Origin of the sequence: Sphingomonas naasensis (assembly GCF_004792695.1) — a bacterium.
GTDB classification, from domain to species: Bacteria; Pseudomonadota; Alphaproteobacteria; order Sphingomonadales; family Sphingomonadaceae; genus Sphingomonas; species Sphingomonas naasensis.
In genome coordinates, this window is record NZ_SRXU01000002.1 from 162,192 (window position 1) to 177,614 (window position 15,423).

Here is a 15,423-nt window from a genome sequence, read left to right on the forward strand (position 1 = left end):
GGCACGCGGGACATGGCGCCGCCACGCAACCGGCGCCCGGGATTTTCGCGGCGGGCGCAGTACGGGCTCTTCATCGGCTATGTCGGAGCAGCCGCAGGCGCGCTGATCGGCGCGGTGCTGCTGCTGCTCTCGACCTTCAACCCGCCGGCGTTCGCCGCGGTGCGCAGCGTGTTCGCCGAAGTCACCACCCCGGTCGCCTCGGGGCTGGACTGGGTCCGCCGCAGCCTCGGCAGCATCCCGGCCGGCATCGGCAGCTATTTCGCCGTCCATGGCGAGAATGCCCGGCTGAAGAAGCAGATCGCCGACGACGCCATCGCAGTGTCGCGCGCGCAGACGCTCGACCAAGAGAATCGCCGGCTGCGCGCGCTGGTCAAGCTGCGCGACGTGACCACCGACGCGATCGTCGCGGCGCGGTTGGTCAACAGCTCGTCGTCGAGCACGCGGCGCTTCGCCACGCTCAACGCCGGATCGTGGCAGGGGGTCAAGCGCGGCCAGCCGGTGCGCGATCCGACCGGGCTGATCGGCCAGGTGATCGAGACCAGCCCCAACAGCGCGCGCGTGCTGCTGCTCGTCGATCCCGAGAGCATCGTGCCGGTGCGCCGCTCGCGCGACGGCCTGCCCGCGATCGCCTCGGGCCGCGGCGACGGATTGATCGACATCCGCTCGGCGAGCGTCGCGTCGATGGGCTTTAGGGTCGGCGACGCGTTCGTCACCTCGGGGACCGGCGGCGTCTTCTCGCCCAACATCCCGGTCGCGCGGGTGATCCGCACCCAGGGCGACATCGCCATCGCGCAGCCAGTCGCCAACCCCGACGCGCTCGATTTCGCGCTGGTCCAGCAGACCTTCCTGCCCGAGCCGACACCGACGCCTTCGCCGAGCGCCACGGCATCGCCGCAGCCCGCGCCATGAGCGGCATCGAATTCATCCCGATGGGGCATTCGGAGAAGCCCCCGCGCGCAGTGTGGCTCGCGCCGCTGACGGTGGTGCTCGGCTCGCTGATGACCCTGCTGCCGGTGGTCGCGGTGGTGCCCTTCCTGCCGCCATTCGGGCTGATGGTGCTGCTCGGCTGGCGGATGGTGCGCGGCGATTCGATGCGCGTCTGGGTGCCGGTGCTGCTCGGCTTCTTCGACGACATGGTCAGTGGCCAGCCGCTGGGCTCGGCGATGCTGCTGTGGACCTTGTGCGTGCTGGCGATCGACGTGCTAGACACGCGGCTGGTATGGCGCGATTTCTGGCAGGACTGGCTGATCGCTTCGGGCGCCATCGGCTTCTGCCTGATCGCGGGCCGGCTGATCGCCTCGCCCTTCGGCTCGCATGTCGATACCGCGCTGCTGCTCCAGCTCGTCACCTCCGCGGCGCTGTTCCCGCTGATCTACCGGCTCTGCGCATGGTTCGACAGCGACGTGCGGAAGCATTGAGGCCATGAAGGTCACCGAGGCCTCGCAAGCCTATAGCTTCTCGCGCCGCGCGCTGCTGATGGGCGGCGGCCAGGCGGCGATCGCGCTCGTGCTGGCGGGGCGCATGACATGGCTCTCGGTGTTCGAGAACGAGCGCTACAAGCTGCTCGCCGAGAGCAACCGGGTCAATCTGACGCTGAGCCCGCCGCGACGCGGCTGGATCGTCGATCGCAGCGGCCAGCCGCTCGCCAACAACCGCACCGATTTCCGAGTCGACCTGATCCCCGATCGGCTCGAGAAGCGCGAGGAGACGCTCGCCGCGCTCCAGCAGATCCTCGCGCTGACGCCCGAGGACATGGCGCGGATCAACACCGATCTCAAACGCGCCGCGGGTTTCCAGCCGGTGCAGGTCAAGGAAAGCCTCGACTGGGAGCGCTACGCCACGGTGCTCGTCCGGCTTCCCGAGTTCCCCGGGGTGCAGGCGACGCAGGGCTTCACGCGCAACTATCCGCTCGGCGCCGGGGTCGGCCACCTGATCGGCTATGTCGGCGCCGCCTCGGCCGAACAGTATAAGGAGACCAAGGACCCGCTGATGGTCACCCCCGGCTTCAAGCTGGGCAAGGACGGGCTCGAGAAGACGCTCGAGGAGCGGCTGCGCGGCAAGCCCGGCGCCAAGCGCGTCGAGGTCACCGCGCGCGGCAAGCTCGTGCGCGAGCTGGCACGGCGCGAGGACGTGCCCGGCCACAATGTCCGGCTGACCATCGATGCGGGGCTGCAGGAATATTGCGCGCGCCGGCTCGCCGACAATTCGGGCTCGATCGTGGTGCTCGATTGCCTGACCGGCGACGTGCTCTCGATGGTCTCGATGCCGGCCTATGATCCCAACAGCTTCTCGGACGGGATCACCCAGAGCGAGTGGAAGATGCTCGCCGAGAACGATCACGTCCCGTTGATGAACAAGGTGCTGCAGGGGCTCTATCCGCCAGGCTCTACGGTCAAGCCGATGCACGCGCTCGCGGTGCTGCGCGCCGGCATCTCGCCCAATGCGACGGTGCATTGCGGCGGGGCGCTGCAGGTCGGCAACCGCGCCTTCCACTGCCACAGCCGGCGCGGGCACGGCGCGGTCAACATGGAGCGCGCGGTCGCCCAGAGCTGCGACATCTATTTCTACGTGATGGCGCGCGAGCTCGGCTACGACCATTTCGCCAAGACGGTGCGCGAGATGGGCCTCGGCGCGCGCTACGACCTGCCCTATCCGAGCCAGCGCTACGGCACCGTGCCCGACAGCGCGTGGAAGCTGAAGAAGTACAAACAGCCCTGGACGATCGCGGACTCGGTCAACGCGTCGATCGGACAGGGCTATGTGCTGGCCAATCCGCTCCAGCTCGCGGTGATGGCGGCGCGGCTGGCGCAGGGCCGCGCGATCGTGCCGCGGCTGCTGCTCGATCAGCCGCACGAGCCGGCGCCGTCGCTGGGAATCGATCCGCAGCACATCCAGACCGTTCGCCAGTGCATGTGGGCGGTGATCAACGGCGGCGGCACCGGCGGCAGAGCGCGGCTACCGATCCCGGGAGTCGAGATCGCCGGTAAGACCGGCACCGCGCAGGTCCGCGCGATCACCGCGGCGGAGCGCCGGTCGGGCGTGCTCGGCAACGCCTCGTTGCCGTTCAAGCTGCGCGACCACGCGCTGTTCGTGTGCTTCGCGCCGTGGGACAATCCGCGCTACGCCGCGTCGATCGTTCTCGAGCACCACGGCCACGTCAATCCGCTGACCGACGTCGCGCCGACCGCGCGCGACGTGATGACCTTCCTGTTCGATCGGCAAAAGGCGATCACCACGCTCCACGAGCTCGAAAAGGGCTGGGGCGGCACCTATGCCGAGCGCATGGCGCGCGACGCGCGGGCATTCGAAGCGGCGCGTGCCGCGGCACGCGCCGCCCCGCCCCCGCCGGTTCCCGAAGATGCCGCGGAGGCGGCGAGCGACGTCGTCTCCGAAGCCGCCAATGCCAGCGTGCCCGTGGGCGACGTCGCCACGCGCAACGAGGAGCGCGCCGAATGAGCAAGCTCGGTCCGGGCCTCGTCCCCGCCCCGCTCGCGCAGCTGCCGTGGAAGGTCATGCTGCTCGTCCTCGCGATCGGCAGCTTCGGGCTGGTCGTCCTCTATTCCGCCGCAGGCGGCAGCCTCTATCCCTGGGCATTCTCGCAGGGCATCCGCTTCTTCGTCTTCTTCGGCATGGCGATCGCGCTGTCGCGCATCCCCGAAGGCTGGTGGGCGCTGGGGACCTTCCCCGCCTATGCGCTGGTGCTGCTGATGCTACTCGGGGTGGAGGCGCTCGGCGCGGTCGCCGGGGGCAGCCAGCGATGGCTCGATCTCGGGATCATCCGGCTCCAGCCGTCCGAGCTGATGAAGCCGATCATCGTGCTCACCATGGCGCGTTTCTACGAGATCCTGCCGGCGAGCGAGATCCGCAAATTCGGCGCGCTCTGGCCCGCGGCGGTGCTGATCGGGCTTCCCGCGGCGCTGGTGATGCTCCAGCCCGATCTCGGCACCGCGCTGATGATCACCGGCAGCGGCGTCGCGGTGATGTTCCTCGCGGGGATCCCCTTGCGGCTGTTCATCGGCGGCGGGCTGCTGCTCGGCGCGGCGATTCCGATCGTCGTCAACTTCGTGCTCCACGATTATCAGCGCAACCGCGTGCTCGTCTTCCTTGATCCCGAGAGCGATCCGCTCGGCACCGGCTATCATATCAGCCAGTCGAAGATCGCGATCGGCTCGGGCGGGATCTTCGGCAAGGGGTTCCTCAACGGCACCCAGAGCCATCTCGACTATCTGCCCGAAGGCCACACTGATTTCGCGCTGGCGACGATGATGGAGGAATGGGGGCTGATGGGCGGCTTCTTCGTGATCCTCGCCTTCTCGCTGCTGATCGGCTGGGCGATCGGGGTGAGCATGCGCGCCAAGAGCCGCTTCGGCCGGCTGACCGCGGCGGGCCTTTCGGCGACGATCTTCTTCTATGCGGCGATCAACATGCTGATGGTGGTCGGCCTCGCCCCGGTGGTCGGCATCCCGCTGCCGCTGATCAGCTTCGGCGGGACCGCGCAGATGACCTTCATGATCTGCTTCGGCATCCTGATGTCGATCGATCGCGAGAGCCGCCGCAAGCAGCGCTGGTAAGGGATTTTACGCGCGGTGCATTTTAGGGTTTGCAATGCGCGAAAGCTTTGCTAACCGCGCCCCTCCAAACGCGGCGGCGCACTCACCAAGAGCGCCGGAAACGCCCGGAATGGACGCATAGCTCAGTTGGTAGAGCAGCTGACTCTTAATCAGCGGGTCCTAGGTTCGAGCCCTAGTGCGTCCACCATCCTTTTTCCTTACATCTCAACTATTTAGGTCAGTCCCGGCTACGAGTTTGAGCCTGAATGGGCTCTCACTGTGACCTGATTTGTGACCTTGACAGACCACTTCCCCTGAGGGGCCGGTGTGACCTGATCTGCCCTCAAAAATCAGCTGGTCTGCGTAAGGCTGCAAATGCTTCACCGACATGTGCGCGTAACGACGCACCATCGTCTCCGATTTCCAGCCTCCCAGCTCTTGCAGCACCCATGTGGGTACATCGTTCTGCCGGAGCCAGCTCGCCCAGGTGTGCCGCAGGTCGTGCCAGCGAAAATCGGTGATCCCCGCTCGCTTGAGCGCAGCTCGCCAATGTCTGGTGTTCACCTGCCCGATCGGTCGTCCGGCATAAGTGAACACATGCTCGCACTGCTTGCCCATCTGCCGCTCGAGTACAGAGACCGCGAGATCGTTGAGCGGGACACCCAGCGCCTCGTTGTTCTTGGTATCGCCGTGCTCGATCGTGACGATGCGGCGGGAGAGATCGACCTGGTCCCAGGTCAGCCTCTTGATATTGCCCTGCCGCAAGCCCGTAGCGAGCGCGAACAGCATCAGGTCCTGCTGGTGAGGAGGAAGCTCCGTCAGGAGCCGCTCGGCCTGCGCGTGGGTTAGCCAGCGCACGCGCACCTTGCTCTCCCTCGTATAGGTCCGAAACGCCGGGATGTGCTCAATCCACTCCCACTCGCGCTGCGCCATCCGGAAAATGGCGCGGATCAGCGCCACGTACAGATCCTTGGTGCGACTGCTCGAGCGAGCATGATGCCGAGAGATGATCCCGTCGATCAGGTCCCTGCTCACCTGGTCCAATGTCTTGCCACGCAGGTGCCTGGTGAACCACCGGATCCGCGACACGTCATCCCTGTAGGATTTCTTGTGCCTCTTTTCCTGCAGCCACCGCAGCGCCGCCTCGTCCCAAGTCCGTTTGGGCTTGATCTTGAGCCTGGCAAGATCCCACAGCTCGGCCTTCAGCTTGTCGTGATATTCCTCGGCCTTCTTCCGGTCGGTCGTTCCAGTAGAACGTCTAAGGCGCGTTCCGTCCGGTGCTGTGAGCTTGACGTAATAGATTCCTGCACGGTTCCAGAGTGCCATATTGCCTCCTCGTGAAAGGCACTCGGCTGCATTCGTGCAGGCGCAGAATACCCCTCGCGAGTCACCGCCACAAGGTCCGCTTCGATGAAGCGCCAGCCGCGGCCGATCTTGGCCCCCGGGATTCGGCCCGAGCGAACCCATGCGCGCACGGTGTTGGCATGCACCTTGAGAAAGGCGGCCGCGTCCTCGACGGAGAGCAGCCGCTCGCCCATCTCAGCGCGCCGCCGAGACGCCGCTCCGCCGTGCCTTGGCGAACTCGCGATCGCTGTCGAGAAACGCTGCCAGCATGGCAGGAACCAGCTCGGCCACGGGTTCCTGGCGACCGTAGGTGCTGGCATAAAGCGCCGCATATTCCTCAAGCGCCTGATGCAGGTCCGGCAGGACCGCGAGGGTCAACTTGACAGGTGCGCGATCGGGAAGCCTCGCGAGCTTGAGATCCGCCATCACAGCTTCTCCTTCCACGGGGCGAGGATCAGATCCTTGTTTACGATCAGGCGCACCGGCGCTCCGGGGCGGATAGTGATCGTGGGCTGAATGTTAAGATTGCGCTGGGTGATCTGGTCTCCGGCGCGCGCGACATTGTCCTGGGTCGACCGGCGCATGGCCTCGACGAGGTCGCTGTCGCTGGTGAAAGCCAGCTCGGAGCCGACGCCGAGCAAAGTCGACAGCACCACGCCCTTGATCAGCCGCCACGTATGGAAGTCGACCTTGTCTTCGAGACCTGCATAGCCCGAGGGGTCGGTCGCCGGTACCTTGTCCAGGCTGAGCGAACCACCGTCCGGAAGGAGGATGCGCTGCCAGACGATCAGCGCCCGCTTCTGCCCGAATGCGACCACGCTATCATAGGTGCCGATCAGGCGCGCGCCCTGCGGGATCAACAGCGTGCGGCCCGTCGGGCTATCGTAAACGCGTTCGGTGACCTGCGCGACGACCATTCCGGGCAGATCCGAGCGCACCCCGGTGATGAGACTGGCTGCGATGACGCTCCCTGCGGACAATATGTGAGGCGAGGCTGCGACGGCCATGCTGTGCGGGTTGATGACTCCCTGCCCGTCCGGTCCGACGAGGCCCGTCTCGGACGGTCGGGCAGTCAAACCGATCCGGTCGATGGGCTCCCGAGGTGGCGCCGCGTCCTCGGAGCTTGCAGTTGCTGCCGCCGTGGCTGGAGCAGGGCGATCGCCTTGGGCTCTCGACACGAGCAACCCCGACTCGCGCGCGGCCTTTCGCTCCGCGAGTTGCTGTTCGTGCTCCGCCTCAGCCGCCTGCGCCGCTATATCCGCGGGCGCAGAGACGCCTTCGGCCGCAAGTTGTCTCTGTCGCTCAAGAATGGGGCGGCCGAGGTCTCCGGGCAAAGGCGGCCCCAGCTTCGGGACGTCGCCATAGCTTGCGGGCAGACCGTTCAGCCCGTCGGGCGCGCGCTTCCCGCTCGGCTGCGAAAGCTGACTTTCCTGCGCGACCTGGCGGAAAGCCGACGGGCCAAGCGCCTTCCACGCCACTGCGATCAGGCTGACCGAACCTGCCGCTGAGATCGCGACGATCAACCCTCGGCGGAAGCGGATCGCCCGCGGCGGACGCGAGCGGATCGCCAGCGATTCCGGATCCAGCTTCGGAGCCGGACGAGCATCTCCCGCTCCCGTTGCCGAGGGTGCAGATCGCGACGGTGTTGGTTCAGAACCGGCAGCTTCCGGCGCCGGCGTCAAAGCGCGCGGATGCGCGGCAGGAGATTGCCGAGTGCCAGCACGCGCCGGACCATGAGGTCCGGCAATCCGAAGGTCAGGCCGATATCCTCGACCGACCGCCCCTCGCGCACCAGCCGCGTGAAACTCTGCCACTGCGTGACTTCGTCGGCGTCGAGCCGGGCGATATTCTCGATCAACGACGCCTCGACCGCATCGGCGTCGTCGCCCTCGTCCAGGATCGCGCAGGGCAGCAGGGTATCGGGCGGATCGGCGTCCCCCGCATCCGTCGCCGCCCCGGCGGCGGCCGCACGGCGTTCCTCGGCGACGATCTTCGCCGCATGATAGCGCCGCCGCCCGGCGACGATCGCGAAGCTGCCCGGCTCCCGGCCCGGTCGCACGAGGAGGCTCTGCAGGATGCCGCGCGCCCTGATGGTGGGCAGTATGTCCGACACATCGGGCATCTTCGGACCGTGGCGCATGTTCGTCGCGGCGATTTCCAGCTTGTCGAGCGCAATGAATTCCAGTTTCATGTCCCTGCTCCTCGTGAGCGCCGGCTCCGCAACCTTCCCAAAGTGGCACGCGGGGCCGGCTTACCGGCGGCGAACGGCCGCCTCGCCCCCGCCCGTCAGTCGGCGGAAAGGTCGTTCGCGGCACGGTCGGGCGCCGCTCGATCTAGGTGCTGCTGCGCCATCGGGATCGACCCGGCGCGGCGCGCGGTGTCGGCCCAGACGGACAGCGCAACGGTCGTCGAGAAGGCGAGGTCGCGCTCGATCCCGAGCCCGAACGGCAAACGCACCGCCGCAATCTCGGCCAGGCTGAACGTGCCCAGTTCGGGGCAGCCGAAACCGAGATCGGCGAGCCCGAACAGGGTGTCGCCGTCGTCGTACAATTCGGTGGCGAGCCATGTCGCCGCGCCGATCGGGTTGAACAGCTTGAGGACCGGCACGGGGTCGTAGCGCGCCTCCCTCGCCTCGGCGGCGAGCGACGCGGCGGCGTTGGCGACGAGTGCGGCGCGGAGCGCTTCGGTGAGCAGTTTCATGCCCCGCCCTCCCCAGCGCTGCCCCGGGCGGGGCGGAAATGGATCAGATGCATCGCAAGCCTCCATCACCGCTCAAACCAGCATGGCCCCCGGACGCGGGGGTGGGCGGCATCAGCGAACGGAGAGGCCCGCCATCGAGCGGTCCCGGCACCGAAGGCCGCAGCGAAGCGAAGGAGCCGGGCGCAGCCCGGCTTGCCGGGGCCGCGGGCGGGCCTAGCAGCGAGCGCCGCCCGCACCCGCGCTCCGGGAGGCCACAGACAACGCCGCCGCGCCCGCGGCGTCCGCATCGAACCTGCGGCGAAGCCGCCAGCAAGGCTTGGCCCACCGGCAGAGCGCGCGGATCAGCGGCGTCGAACCGGGCTTCGAGCGTCGGGCGGCAATTGTCGTCCGCGCCGAAACCGGGCGCGCAGCCCGCTCGCGCCGCCGGAGTGCCGCGGGGCCGCAATCAGGCGCCGCACCCTGTCCGGCGCTCGCCGCCGGCAGTGTGCGTCCTCAGCCCCGCTCCATTTCAGGGGCGTTGCGGGGAGCCTTCCCCGCTGATGCGAACCAGCGCCCTGGCCCCCGACGGGGCGACGCGATAGCATCGTGCGTTGTCCTCTCCACCCCCATCGACACCTCCGCCCGCGCGATCCGGATGTCCGCACGGATGGCGTCCGCCGGATCTTCTTTCAGTATCCCGAGGGCTATTGGATCGAACTAGACGACACGCTCATGAGGCCGTAGCCGGTCTCGGTGCGCTCGCCCCCTATCTCCGGGTCGAGGTGGAGGGCGACGGCCACTAAAGATCTTCCGGCTGCGCGACGGCGAGAGCGGCGCGACGGGTGCATGACCTGGTCATTCGTGGCGCCGTTGCCCGACCGGGACGCGCGCGCCACGCGGTGAAACGCGGCGCGTCATGGTCGAGCCGTGGCGGCCCTCGATCCTTGATGCCAGGTTCGTCCGCTTCAGGGCATGAGCCGCAAATCCGCGCGCAAAAAAAGTTCGGGAAAAGGTCTTGAAGCCATTCTTCCAAAAACCATCTTCGCGCCGCCGGATGCGCAAACCGCGGTCCGGCAGGATCTGAGGGCACCGGCTCTCTCCCGGTGCGCCTCGTGCTCAAATTGCTCATATGGAGGATTTGGATATGAGGACCGCTTTCGACTTTTCGCCCTATCGCCGCTCGACCGTGGGCTTCGACCGGCTTTTCGACCTGCTCGAGGCCGGAACGCGCGCCGATACCGATGGCTATCCGCCGTTCGACATCGAACAGGCCGGCGAGGATCAATACCGCATTACGATTGCGGTTGCCGGCTTCGGTCCCGACGAGATCGAGATCGTCGCGCAGAGCAACCAGCTCACCGTAATCGGCCGCAAGGAAGACGAAGAAGCCGAAACCGGCCGCTTCCTGCATCGGGGCATTGCCACCCGCGCCTTTGAGCGCCGCTTCCAGCTCGCCGACTTTATCGTCGTCGAGCACGCGCAGTTCGACAATGGCCTGTTGCGGATCGCTCTCAAGCGCGAGGTGCCCGAGGCGATGAAGCCCCGGCGCATCGCGATCGGCGGCGCGACGTCGACCCCGGTCAATGATCGTCTCGAAGCGCCGGCGGAGCGCGACGCCGAGACGGCGCGCGATGCGGCATAACCGTCATGCCCGCCCGTCGCGGCGGGCATGCACTGTCATGAAGTCTTGCAAAGGAGGAAAGACGATGACCGTCCACTTCCTGGGTGCGCTCAGCCATCCGCAGGAACTGGTCGACCACCCGCAGCTGGAACCGGAGGTGAAGCGGGCTATCCTGGCGTCCTGGGCCTCGGACGCTCATGCCGTCCGCTCGACGCCAACGCTTCGCAAGCCGCCCGAACTGCAGTCGCCCGTCCCGGTATGCGACCTGCTCGCGGCGTTGAAGCGTCTCGACGCGAAGCCTCCACGGGCCGTCTGATGGTTCCGGCGACGATCGCGCCGGAGATCATCGACTGTATCGCGTGCGGACGCGCGCCCAGCTACACGGAACTTCGCCGGACCGCGGCACGCATAGGACGCGAACTGCAAGCCAGGACTCCATCAAAGTCGGACGGGGTAACCGGGAATGACCGTATTGCGCGGCAAGCGGCACTGCGCATCGCGCGCGCTGCGCTTGCCGGCGGCTCCTGAGGCGCCATGTCGGCCGCTCCGGCAGGCCGGCATGGCGGCGCCCTTCAGGCGCGACATGCCTCCTTGCAGACCTCGAGGCGGTCGCTGCAAAGGCATGCGCCATCTGGGGATGAAGGTGCAAAATATCACAGGTGGACGATCTCCGCCCTTGCCGCAGGTTGTTGCGGCGTGCCGCGCGTAGCCATAGCTGACGATCGGCGAATCGCGGGAGAATGGGCGTGCGAACTGGCCAGGAACCGGTAGCCGAGGGCGCCAGTCGTTCGGGCTCGGACTTCTACCTCGACAGGGCGCGCGACAGTCTTCAGCTTGCCGACCGCGAACCGCTCCTGGCGCGGCGACAGATGCACCTCCGCGCCGCCGAGCGCTGGATCCAGTTCGCCGAGCGCGCAAAGCGAAGCGAAGCGCGCACGGCTGCGCGGCGCCCCGACAATGAATCGTCGAGGTCATAATGGGGGAACCATGCGGCATCCGGCCTCTTGTCTCGCCGTGGCTGGAATAGAGAATGCGTGACGCGGAGACCCCCATCGCGCCGCAGCATGATCGATCGAGGGGCGGAACCGCGTTGCTCATCATCGACATGATCAACTGTCTCGATTTCCCAGGCGCGGATCTGCTTGCGCCCGGGGCCTGTGCCGCTGCTCGCGTCATCAAGCGCCTTCGTGACGAAGCGGACGCGGCCGGCATTCCAGTGATCTACGTCAATGACAATTTTGGCGAATGGCATTCGGAGCGGTCACGTCTTCTGGAGCGGGTGTCCGAATCGCACTCCCCCCTCACCGGGGTGATCGATCCGCGTCCGGATGACTATTTCATCATCAAACCCAAAGTTTCCGGGTTCTACGCGACCAACCTGCCGGTCCTGCTCCCCAAGCTGGGGGTGTCTCGCCTTGTCCTGACCGGAATAGCCGCAGACATGTGCGTTCTCTTCACGGCTGCCGACGCGCATATGCGCGATTATGACCTATGGGTACCCTGCGATGCCGTCGCGGCGGAGGACAAAGCGCGCGCCAGTTGGGCGCTGGGCCTGATCGAACATGGCATGGCCGCCTGCGTCGCGCCGGCGAGCGCACTTCGGCTCGCGGCATGGGCAGGCGGAAGCCTCAACGATCTACGCTGTCCTTCGGATAGTCCTCCGGGCTGACGATGCCGACATTCGGCCGATCCTCGACTTCCTCAGGCGGCTGCCCCCCTTCCGGCTGCTGATCCCGATCGAGCGTATCGGCTGGCAGCTGCGCATCGCCCTCGCGCTGATGCTGCGTCGACAGGTTTTCCTTCTCTACCTCGGTCATTGCGCTACTCCTTCAACTCGTTCGGCTCCGCCATACCGCGATGCATCTCGGCGAGTGTCGCCTGCGGCACCACCCCCGCGCCGAGCACCTGAAGCTTGTTGGCAAGGCCGGAGACGACGTGGCCCTTGCCGGCCATCAGGGCATCCCAGCCGTCTTTTGCGACCTTGGCGGGATCTGCCTTGCTCTCGCTCTGGCCCACCTTCGTGTCGAGCATGTCGGCGCGCGCGAAGAATTCGGTATCGGTCGCACCCGGCATCAACGTGGTCAGCGTGACGCCCTCCACGTCCTTCAGCTCGTTGCGCAGCGCCTCGGTGAAATTGTCCACGAACGCCTTGGTCGCGTTGTAGACCGCATTGAAGCTGCCCGGGATGTAGCCCGCGATCGATCCGGTCACGAGCACCTTGCCGGACCCGCGCGCGACCATGTCCGCAAGCACCTTCTGCAGCAGATAGACCGTGCCGGTGACGTTGGTGTCGATCGAATGCCGCCAGCTCGCCACTTCCTGTTCGAGGAACGGGCCGCCGGTACCGATCCCGGCATTGGCGGCGAGGAGATCGCTCGTGCGCCCACCCGCCGCGGCGAGCAGCGTATCGACTCCGTCGATCGTCGCGAGATCCGCCTGGACCGACTGCACGTTGGTGCCGAACTGGCGAAAGTCCTCCGCCGACGCATCGATCAGCGGCTCGTCGGCGACGACGATGAGGTCATAGCCGTCCTTCGCCGCGAGCGTGGCGAGTTCGAACCCGATGCCGGTCGAGGCGCCGGTGATGATCGCAAGTCTGTTCGCCATGTGCCCTACTCCGCTGCGAGCGCCAGGCCGGGCTTGAGCACGACCTTGGTCACTTCGTTCTGGTTGTCGTGGAACATCTGATAGCCTTTGGGCGCCTCCTCGAGCGGAAGCGTGTGGCTGATCAGGAAGGTCGTATCGATCTTGCCCTCGACGATCGCATTGAGCAGCCCGGGCATGTAGTGCTGGACGTGGGTCTGGCCGGTCCTGAGCGTCAGCCCCTTCTCCATGAAGGCGCCCAGCGGGAACTTGTCGACGAAGCCGCCATAGACCGCCGGCATCGACACGCGCCCGCCCTTGCGGCAGGCGAGGATCGCCTGGCGGATCGAATGGATCCGGTCCGTGCCGAGAAAGGTCGACGCCTTGATCTGATCGATCACGTTGTCGACGAAGAAGCCGTGCGCCTCGAGGCCGACCGCATCGATCACCGCGTCGGGACCGATCCCGCCGGTCATCAACATCAGCGCCTCATAGGTCGCGCTTTCCTCGAAATTGATCGTTTCCGCCCCGAACCTCTTCGCCAGCTCGAGCCGGTGCGGGAAATGGTCGATCGCGATCACGCGGTCGGCGCCCATCAGGAAAGCCGACTGCACCGCGAACAGCCCGACCGGACCGCAGCCCCACACCGCGACGATGTCGCCAGGCTCGATCCCGGCATTTTCCGCCGCCATCCAGCCGGTCGGCAGGATGTCCGAGAGGAACAGCACCTTCTCGTCCTCGATCCCATCCGGGATCACGATAGGCCCGACGTCGCTGAACGGCACGCGGACATATTCGGCCTGGCCGCCGGCATAGCCGCCGGTCATGTGGCTATAGCCGAACAGCCCCGACATCGGCTGGCCGTAGAGCTCCTGCGCGATGTCCTGATTGTCCGCCGGCAGCGCATTGTCGCAGGCGGAATATTGGTGCTTGCCGCAATGATAGCAGCTGCCGCACGCCATGGTGAACGGCACCACGACGCGCTGGCCCTTCTTCAAGGTCGATTTGGGGCCGGTCTCCACCACTTCGCCCATGAACTCATGGCCGAGAATGTCGCCCGCCATCATCGTCGGGATATAGCCGTCGTAGAGGTGAAGATCGGAGCCGCAGATCGCCGTCGAGGTGACCTTGATGATCGCGTCGCGCGGATTGAGGATTTCGGGATCGTCGACGGTGTCTACCCGGACATCGTGTTTGCCGTGCCATGCCAGCGCGCGCATCAGTCCTGCTCCTCGAGCTGTTTCAGGGTGCGTGCGGAGGTGGCGATCTCGCCCGTCTCCATCAGTTGCTTGAAGCGTCGCAGATCGCGTCGCGCCTGGATCGCCGGCTCGCGCTGGAACATCTTCGCGACCACCTTGCCGATAAAGCCCGCCGGCGGATCGTAAGCGATCGTCGCGGTAACCACGGTGCCGCGGGCACCGGCGTCGCGGAACTCGACCCGGCCGCTGTTCGGCACCTCGGCATCTGCTTCGGCTTCCCACGCGATCAGCCGGTCCGCGGCCTCCTCGGTGACCCGCGAGACCCATTCTACCGTCTTGCCGGCGGGGGCCTTGACCACCCAGCGCGATCGCGTGTCGTCGAGCGCGTCGACCCGTTCGACATTCTCCATGAAGGTCGCGAGATTGGCGAAGTCGCGCCAGAACGCATAGAGCTCGGCGGCCGGTCGATTGATCGTCACGGCACTGGCGACGACTGTGTCACTCTGTCCAGCGGCAGTGCCGTGTTTCGCCGTCACCAGCGGCGCGTCGTCGCTGGCCAGCGCCTCTCGCGTGCCCATGTCGTTCACCATGTTGTTAATGTCGGTCGCTGAACGATGCGCGCCGTCCCGCCGTTCCGTCGCCTGCGAAAATTCTCCTGCGATTAACGCAGATTAGCTGTCGGATTTGTCGGGAACCCGCAGATGAATCGACAGTTCAAATGAGCGACGCAGTCCGACCGGGAGGCAGACGATGCCGCGTGGAGACAAAGGCAGTCATACCGACAAGCAGAAGCGCAAGGCCGAGCATATCGAGGAAGGCTATGAGGATCGCGGCGTCGGCAAGAGGGAAGCCGAACGACGCGCCTGGGCGACGGTGAACAAGGAGTCCGGCGGCGGCAAAAAGTCGGGCTCGGGTCGCGGCAAGAAGGAGAACCACGATTCTGCGCGCAAGGGCGGCCGCAAGAGCGGTTCGAGCCAAAGCGCGGCGGACCGCTCGGCGGCCGCGAAAAAGGGTTGGGAAACCCGGCGACGGCGCGGGAACAGCTGATGTCGATCCGGGAAATGCTGTCGCTTCATCCGGAACGCGACGGCGAGGTCAACGACCTGCTGGCGACCGCCGCACGGCACGCGATGTTCTGCGCAACGATGTGCACTGCGTGCGCGGACGCGTGCCTCGCCGAGGCGATGGACATGCGCCAGTGCGTGCGCGCCTGCCTCGACTGTGCCGATATCTGCCAGGCGACCACGCGGCTGGCGACCCGGCAGACCGGCGACAATGCACGCATCCTGCGTGCCTTGCTCGAGCTTTGCGCCCATGCCTGCGAGGCCTGCGCGGAGGAGTGCGAGCGGCATGCGCACGAACACTGCCGGCTCTGCGCGAAAATGTGCCGCGAATGCGCGCAGGACTGCCGCTCCGCGCTGGGGTCGATGCTGTGAGCAGACGGCGT

General features: G+C 66.6%; 17 protein-coding genes, 1 tRNA gene and 2 pseudogenes. 10 read left to right on the plus strand and 10 right to left on the minus strand.

Translation table 11 applies throughout. From position 1 onward, the window contains the following. Positions 1 to 12: 12 nt before the first annotated feature. From E5A74_RS05980 to E5A74_RS06000, 5 genes are all read left to right on the plus strand, one after another. Positions 13 to 909: a rod shape-determining protein MreC gene (locus E5A74_RS05980; protein WP_135983361.1), complete on the plus strand. Its 897-nt coding sequence runs from the start codon at positions 13 to 15 to the stop codon at positions 907 to 909. Beyond that, positions 906 to 1,418, plus strand: coding sequence for a rod shape-determining protein MreD (locus E5A74_RS05985; protein ID WP_240699681.1), 513 nt, complete (start codon positions 906 to 908; stop codon positions 1,416 to 1,418). The genes E5A74_RS05980 and E5A74_RS05985 overlap by 4 nt, the downstream gene beginning before the upstream one ends. Positions 1,419 to 1,422: 4 nt before the next feature. Further along, positions 1,423 to 3,456 carry a penicillin-binding protein 2 gene (gene mrdA / locus E5A74_RS05990; RefSeq protein ID WP_135983362.1) on the plus strand — a complete coding sequence of 678 codons (2,034 nt, stop codon included), beginning with the start codon at positions 1,423 to 1,425 and terminating at the stop codon, positions 3,454 to 3,456. After that, a complete protein-coding gene (gene rodA, locus E5A74_RS05995) occupies positions 3,453 to 4,571 on the plus strand; it encodes a rod shape-determining protein RodA (protein ID WP_135983363.1) in 1,119 nt (372 codons plus the stop codon). The genes mrdA and rodA overlap by 4 nt, the downstream gene beginning before the upstream one ends. 111 nt (positions 4,572 to 4,682) lie before the next feature. Continuing rightward, positions 4,683 to 4,758: transfer RNA gene (locus tag E5A74_RS06000), tRNA-Lys, on the plus strand. Between the two features lie 17 nt (positions 4,759 to 4,775). Here E5A74_RS06000 and E5A74_RS06005 read toward each other — a convergent pair. The 6 genes and pseudogenes from E5A74_RS06005 to E5A74_RS06030 form a co-directional block, all read right to left on the minus strand. Then, positions 4,776 to 5,876: a tyrosine-type recombinase/integrase gene (locus E5A74_RS06005; protein ID WP_166745664.1), complete on the minus strand. Its 1,101-nt coding sequence runs from the start codon at positions 5,874 to 5,876 to the stop codon at positions 4,776 to 4,778. Positions 5,877 to 5,947: 71 nt separating this feature from the next. Further along, positions 5,948 to 6,088, minus strand: a pseudogene (locus E5A74_RS21420) (helix-turn-helix domain-containing protein); the annotation flags it as partial. Between the two features lies 1 nt (position 6,089). Beyond that, entirely contained in the window at positions 6,090 to 6,320 is a 231-nt protein-coding gene (locus E5A74_RS06015; protein WP_135983365.1) for a DUF2274 domain-containing protein, read from the minus strand. Continuing rightward, on the minus strand, positions 6,320 to 7,417 hold the full coding sequence (locus E5A74_RS06020) for a TraB/TrbI/VirB10 family type IV secretion system protein (protein WP_338111797.1): 1,098 nt from the start codon (positions 7,415 to 7,417) through the stop codon (positions 6,320 to 6,322). The genes E5A74_RS06015 and E5A74_RS06020 overlap by 1 nt, the downstream gene beginning before the upstream one ends. Before the next feature lie 158 nt (positions 7,418 to 7,575). Then, positions 7,576 to 8,085, minus strand: a pseudogene (locus E5A74_RS06025) (ParB/RepB/Spo0J family partition protein); the annotation flags it as partial. Positions 8,086 to 8,180: 95 nt separating this feature from the next. Further along, positions 8,181 to 8,594 (minus strand): DUF2958 domain-containing protein, encoded by a 414-nt coding sequence (locus E5A74_RS06030; protein WP_135983368.1) that lies wholly within the window; start codon positions 8,592 to 8,594, stop codon positions 8,181 to 8,183. A gap of 1,123 nt (positions 8,595 to 9,717) precedes the next feature. Here E5A74_RS06030 and E5A74_RS06035 point away from each other — a divergent pair. The 3 genes from E5A74_RS06035 (at position 9,718) to E5A74_RS06045 (ending at position 11,863) form a co-directional block, all read left to right on the plus strand. Further along, positions 9,718 to 10,215 (plus strand): Hsp20 family protein, encoded by a 498-nt coding sequence (locus E5A74_RS06035; protein WP_135983369.1) that lies wholly within the window; start codon positions 9,718 to 9,720, stop codon positions 10,213 to 10,215. A gap of 64 nt (positions 10,216 to 10,279) precedes the next feature. After that, entirely contained in the window at positions 10,280 to 10,510 is a 231-nt protein-coding gene (locus tag E5A74_RS06040) for a hypothetical protein (RefSeq protein ID WP_135983370.1), read from the plus strand. Positions 10,511 to 11,224: 714 nt separating this feature from the next. Then, positions 11,225 to 11,863 carry a cysteine hydrolase family protein gene (locus E5A74_RS06045; RefSeq protein ID WP_135983371.1) on the plus strand — a complete coding sequence of 213 codons (639 nt, stop codon included), beginning with the start codon at positions 11,225 to 11,227 and terminating at the stop codon, positions 11,861 to 11,863. Here E5A74_RS06045 and E5A74_RS06050 read toward each other — a convergent pair. The 4 genes from E5A74_RS06050 to E5A74_RS06065 are packed head-to-tail and all read right to left on the minus strand — an operon-like array spanning position 11,823 to position 14,566. Further along, positions 11,823 to 12,011, minus strand: coding sequence for a hypothetical protein (locus E5A74_RS06050; protein ID WP_135983372.1), 189 nt, complete (start codon positions 12,009 to 12,011; stop codon positions 11,823 to 11,825). The genes E5A74_RS06045 and E5A74_RS06050 overlap by 41 nt on opposite strands. A 4-nt stretch (positions 12,012 to 12,015) precedes the next feature. Continuing rightward, the gene (locus E5A74_RS06055; RefSeq protein ID WP_135983373.1) at positions 12,016 to 12,801 is read right to left on the minus strand and encodes an SDR family NAD(P)-dependent oxidoreductase; all 786 of its coding nucleotides are present in this window, start codon (positions 12,799 to 12,801) and stop codon (positions 12,016 to 12,018) included. A gap of 5 nt (positions 12,802 to 12,806) precedes the next feature. Next, positions 12,807 to 13,997 (minus strand): zinc-dependent alcohol dehydrogenase, encoded by a 1,191-nt coding sequence (locus E5A74_RS06060; RefSeq protein ID WP_135983374.1) that lies wholly within the window; start codon positions 13,995 to 13,997, stop codon positions 12,807 to 12,809. Continuing rightward, positions 13,997 to 14,566 carry an SRPBCC family protein gene (locus E5A74_RS06065; RefSeq protein WP_240699682.1) on the minus strand — a complete coding sequence of 190 codons (570 nt, stop codon included), beginning with the start codon at positions 14,564 to 14,566 and terminating at the stop codon, positions 13,997 to 13,999. Before E5A74_RS06065 ends, E5A74_RS06060 begins: the two co-directional genes overlap by 1 nt. A gap of 160 nt (positions 14,567 to 14,726) precedes the next feature. On the opposite strand from E5A74_RS06065, the gene E5A74_RS06070 reads away from it, so the two are divergent. Further along, positions 14,727 to 15,023: a plasmid stabilization protein gene (locus tag E5A74_RS06070; RefSeq protein ID WP_135983375.1), complete on the plus strand. Its 297-nt coding sequence runs from the start codon at positions 14,727 to 14,729 to the stop codon at positions 15,021 to 15,023. Continuing rightward, on the plus strand, positions 15,023 to 15,412 hold the full coding sequence (locus tag E5A74_RS06075; RefSeq protein WP_135983376.1) for a four-helix bundle copper-binding protein: 390 nt from the start codon (positions 15,023 to 15,025) through the stop codon (positions 15,410 to 15,412). Before E5A74_RS06070 ends, E5A74_RS06075 begins: the two co-directional genes overlap by 1 nt. Positions 15,413 to 15,423: the final 11 nt, after the last annotated feature.

What these genes read in the sequence shown, in the direction of transcription:
- E5A74_RS06070 (WP_135983375.1), top strand. Translation starts at nt 14,727, where the DNA reads ATGCCGCGTGGAGACAAAGGCAGTCATACCGACAAGCAGAAGCGCAAG.
- E5A74_RS06055 (WP_135983373.1), bottom strand. Translation starts at nt 12,801, where the DNA reads ATGGCGAACAGACTTGCGATCATCACCGGCGCCTCGACCGGCATCGGG.
- E5A74_RS06030 (WP_135983368.1), bottom strand. Translation starts at nt 8,594, where the DNA reads ATGAAACTGCTCACCGAAGCGCTCCGCGCCGCACTCGTCGCCAACGCC.
- E5A74_RS06060 (WP_135983374.1), bottom strand. Translation starts at nt 13,997, where the DNA reads ATGCGCGCGCTGGCATGGCACGGCAAACACGATGTCCGGGTAGACACC.
- rodA (WP_135983363.1), top strand. Translation starts at nt 3,453, where the DNA reads ATGAGCAAGCTCGGTCCGGGCCTCGTCCCCGCCCCGCTCGCGCAGCTG.
- E5A74_RS06050 (WP_135983372.1), bottom strand. Translation starts at nt 12,011, where the DNA reads ATGACCGAGGTAGAGAAGGAAAACCTGTCGACGCAGCATCAGCGCGAG.
- E5A74_RS06040 (WP_135983370.1), top strand. Translation starts at nt 10,280, where the DNA reads ATGACCGTCCACTTCCTGGGTGCGCTCAGCCATCCGCAGGAACTGGTC.
- E5A74_RS05985 (WP_240699681.1), top strand. Translation starts at nt 906, where the DNA reads ATGAGCGGCATCGAATTCATCCCGATGGGGCATTCGGAGAAGCCCCCG.
- mrdA (WP_135983362.1), top strand. Translation starts at nt 1,423, where the DNA reads ATGAAGGTCACCGAGGCCTCGCAAGCCTATAGCTTCTCGCGCCGCGCG.
- E5A74_RS06065 (WP_240699682.1), bottom strand. Translation starts at nt 14,566, where the DNA reads ATGGTGAACGACATGGGCACGCGAGAGGCGCTGGCCAGCGACGACGCG.
- E5A74_RS06045 (WP_135983371.1), top strand. Translation starts at nt 11,225, where the DNA reads ATGCGTGACGCGGAGACCCCCATCGCGCCGCAGCATGATCGATCGAGG.
- E5A74_RS06035 (WP_135983369.1), top strand. Translation starts at nt 9,718, where the DNA reads ATGAGGACCGCTTTCGACTTTTCGCCCTATCGCCGCTCGACCGTGGGC.
- E5A74_RS06005 (WP_166745664.1), bottom strand. Translation starts at nt 5,876, where the DNA reads ATGGCACTCTGGAACCGTGCAGGAATCTATTACGTCAAGCTCACAGCA.
- E5A74_RS05980 (WP_135983361.1), top strand. Translation starts at nt 13, where the DNA reads ATGGCGCCGCCACGCAACCGGCGCCCGGGATTTTCGCGGCGGGCGCAG.
- E5A74_RS06015 (WP_135983365.1), bottom strand. Translation starts at nt 6,320, where the DNA reads ATGGCGGATCTCAAGCTCGCGAGGCTTCCCGATCGCGCACCTGTCAAG.
- E5A74_RS06075 (WP_135983376.1), top strand. Translation starts at nt 15,023, where the DNA reads ATGTCGATCCGGGAAATGCTGTCGCTTCATCCGGAACGCGACGGCGAG.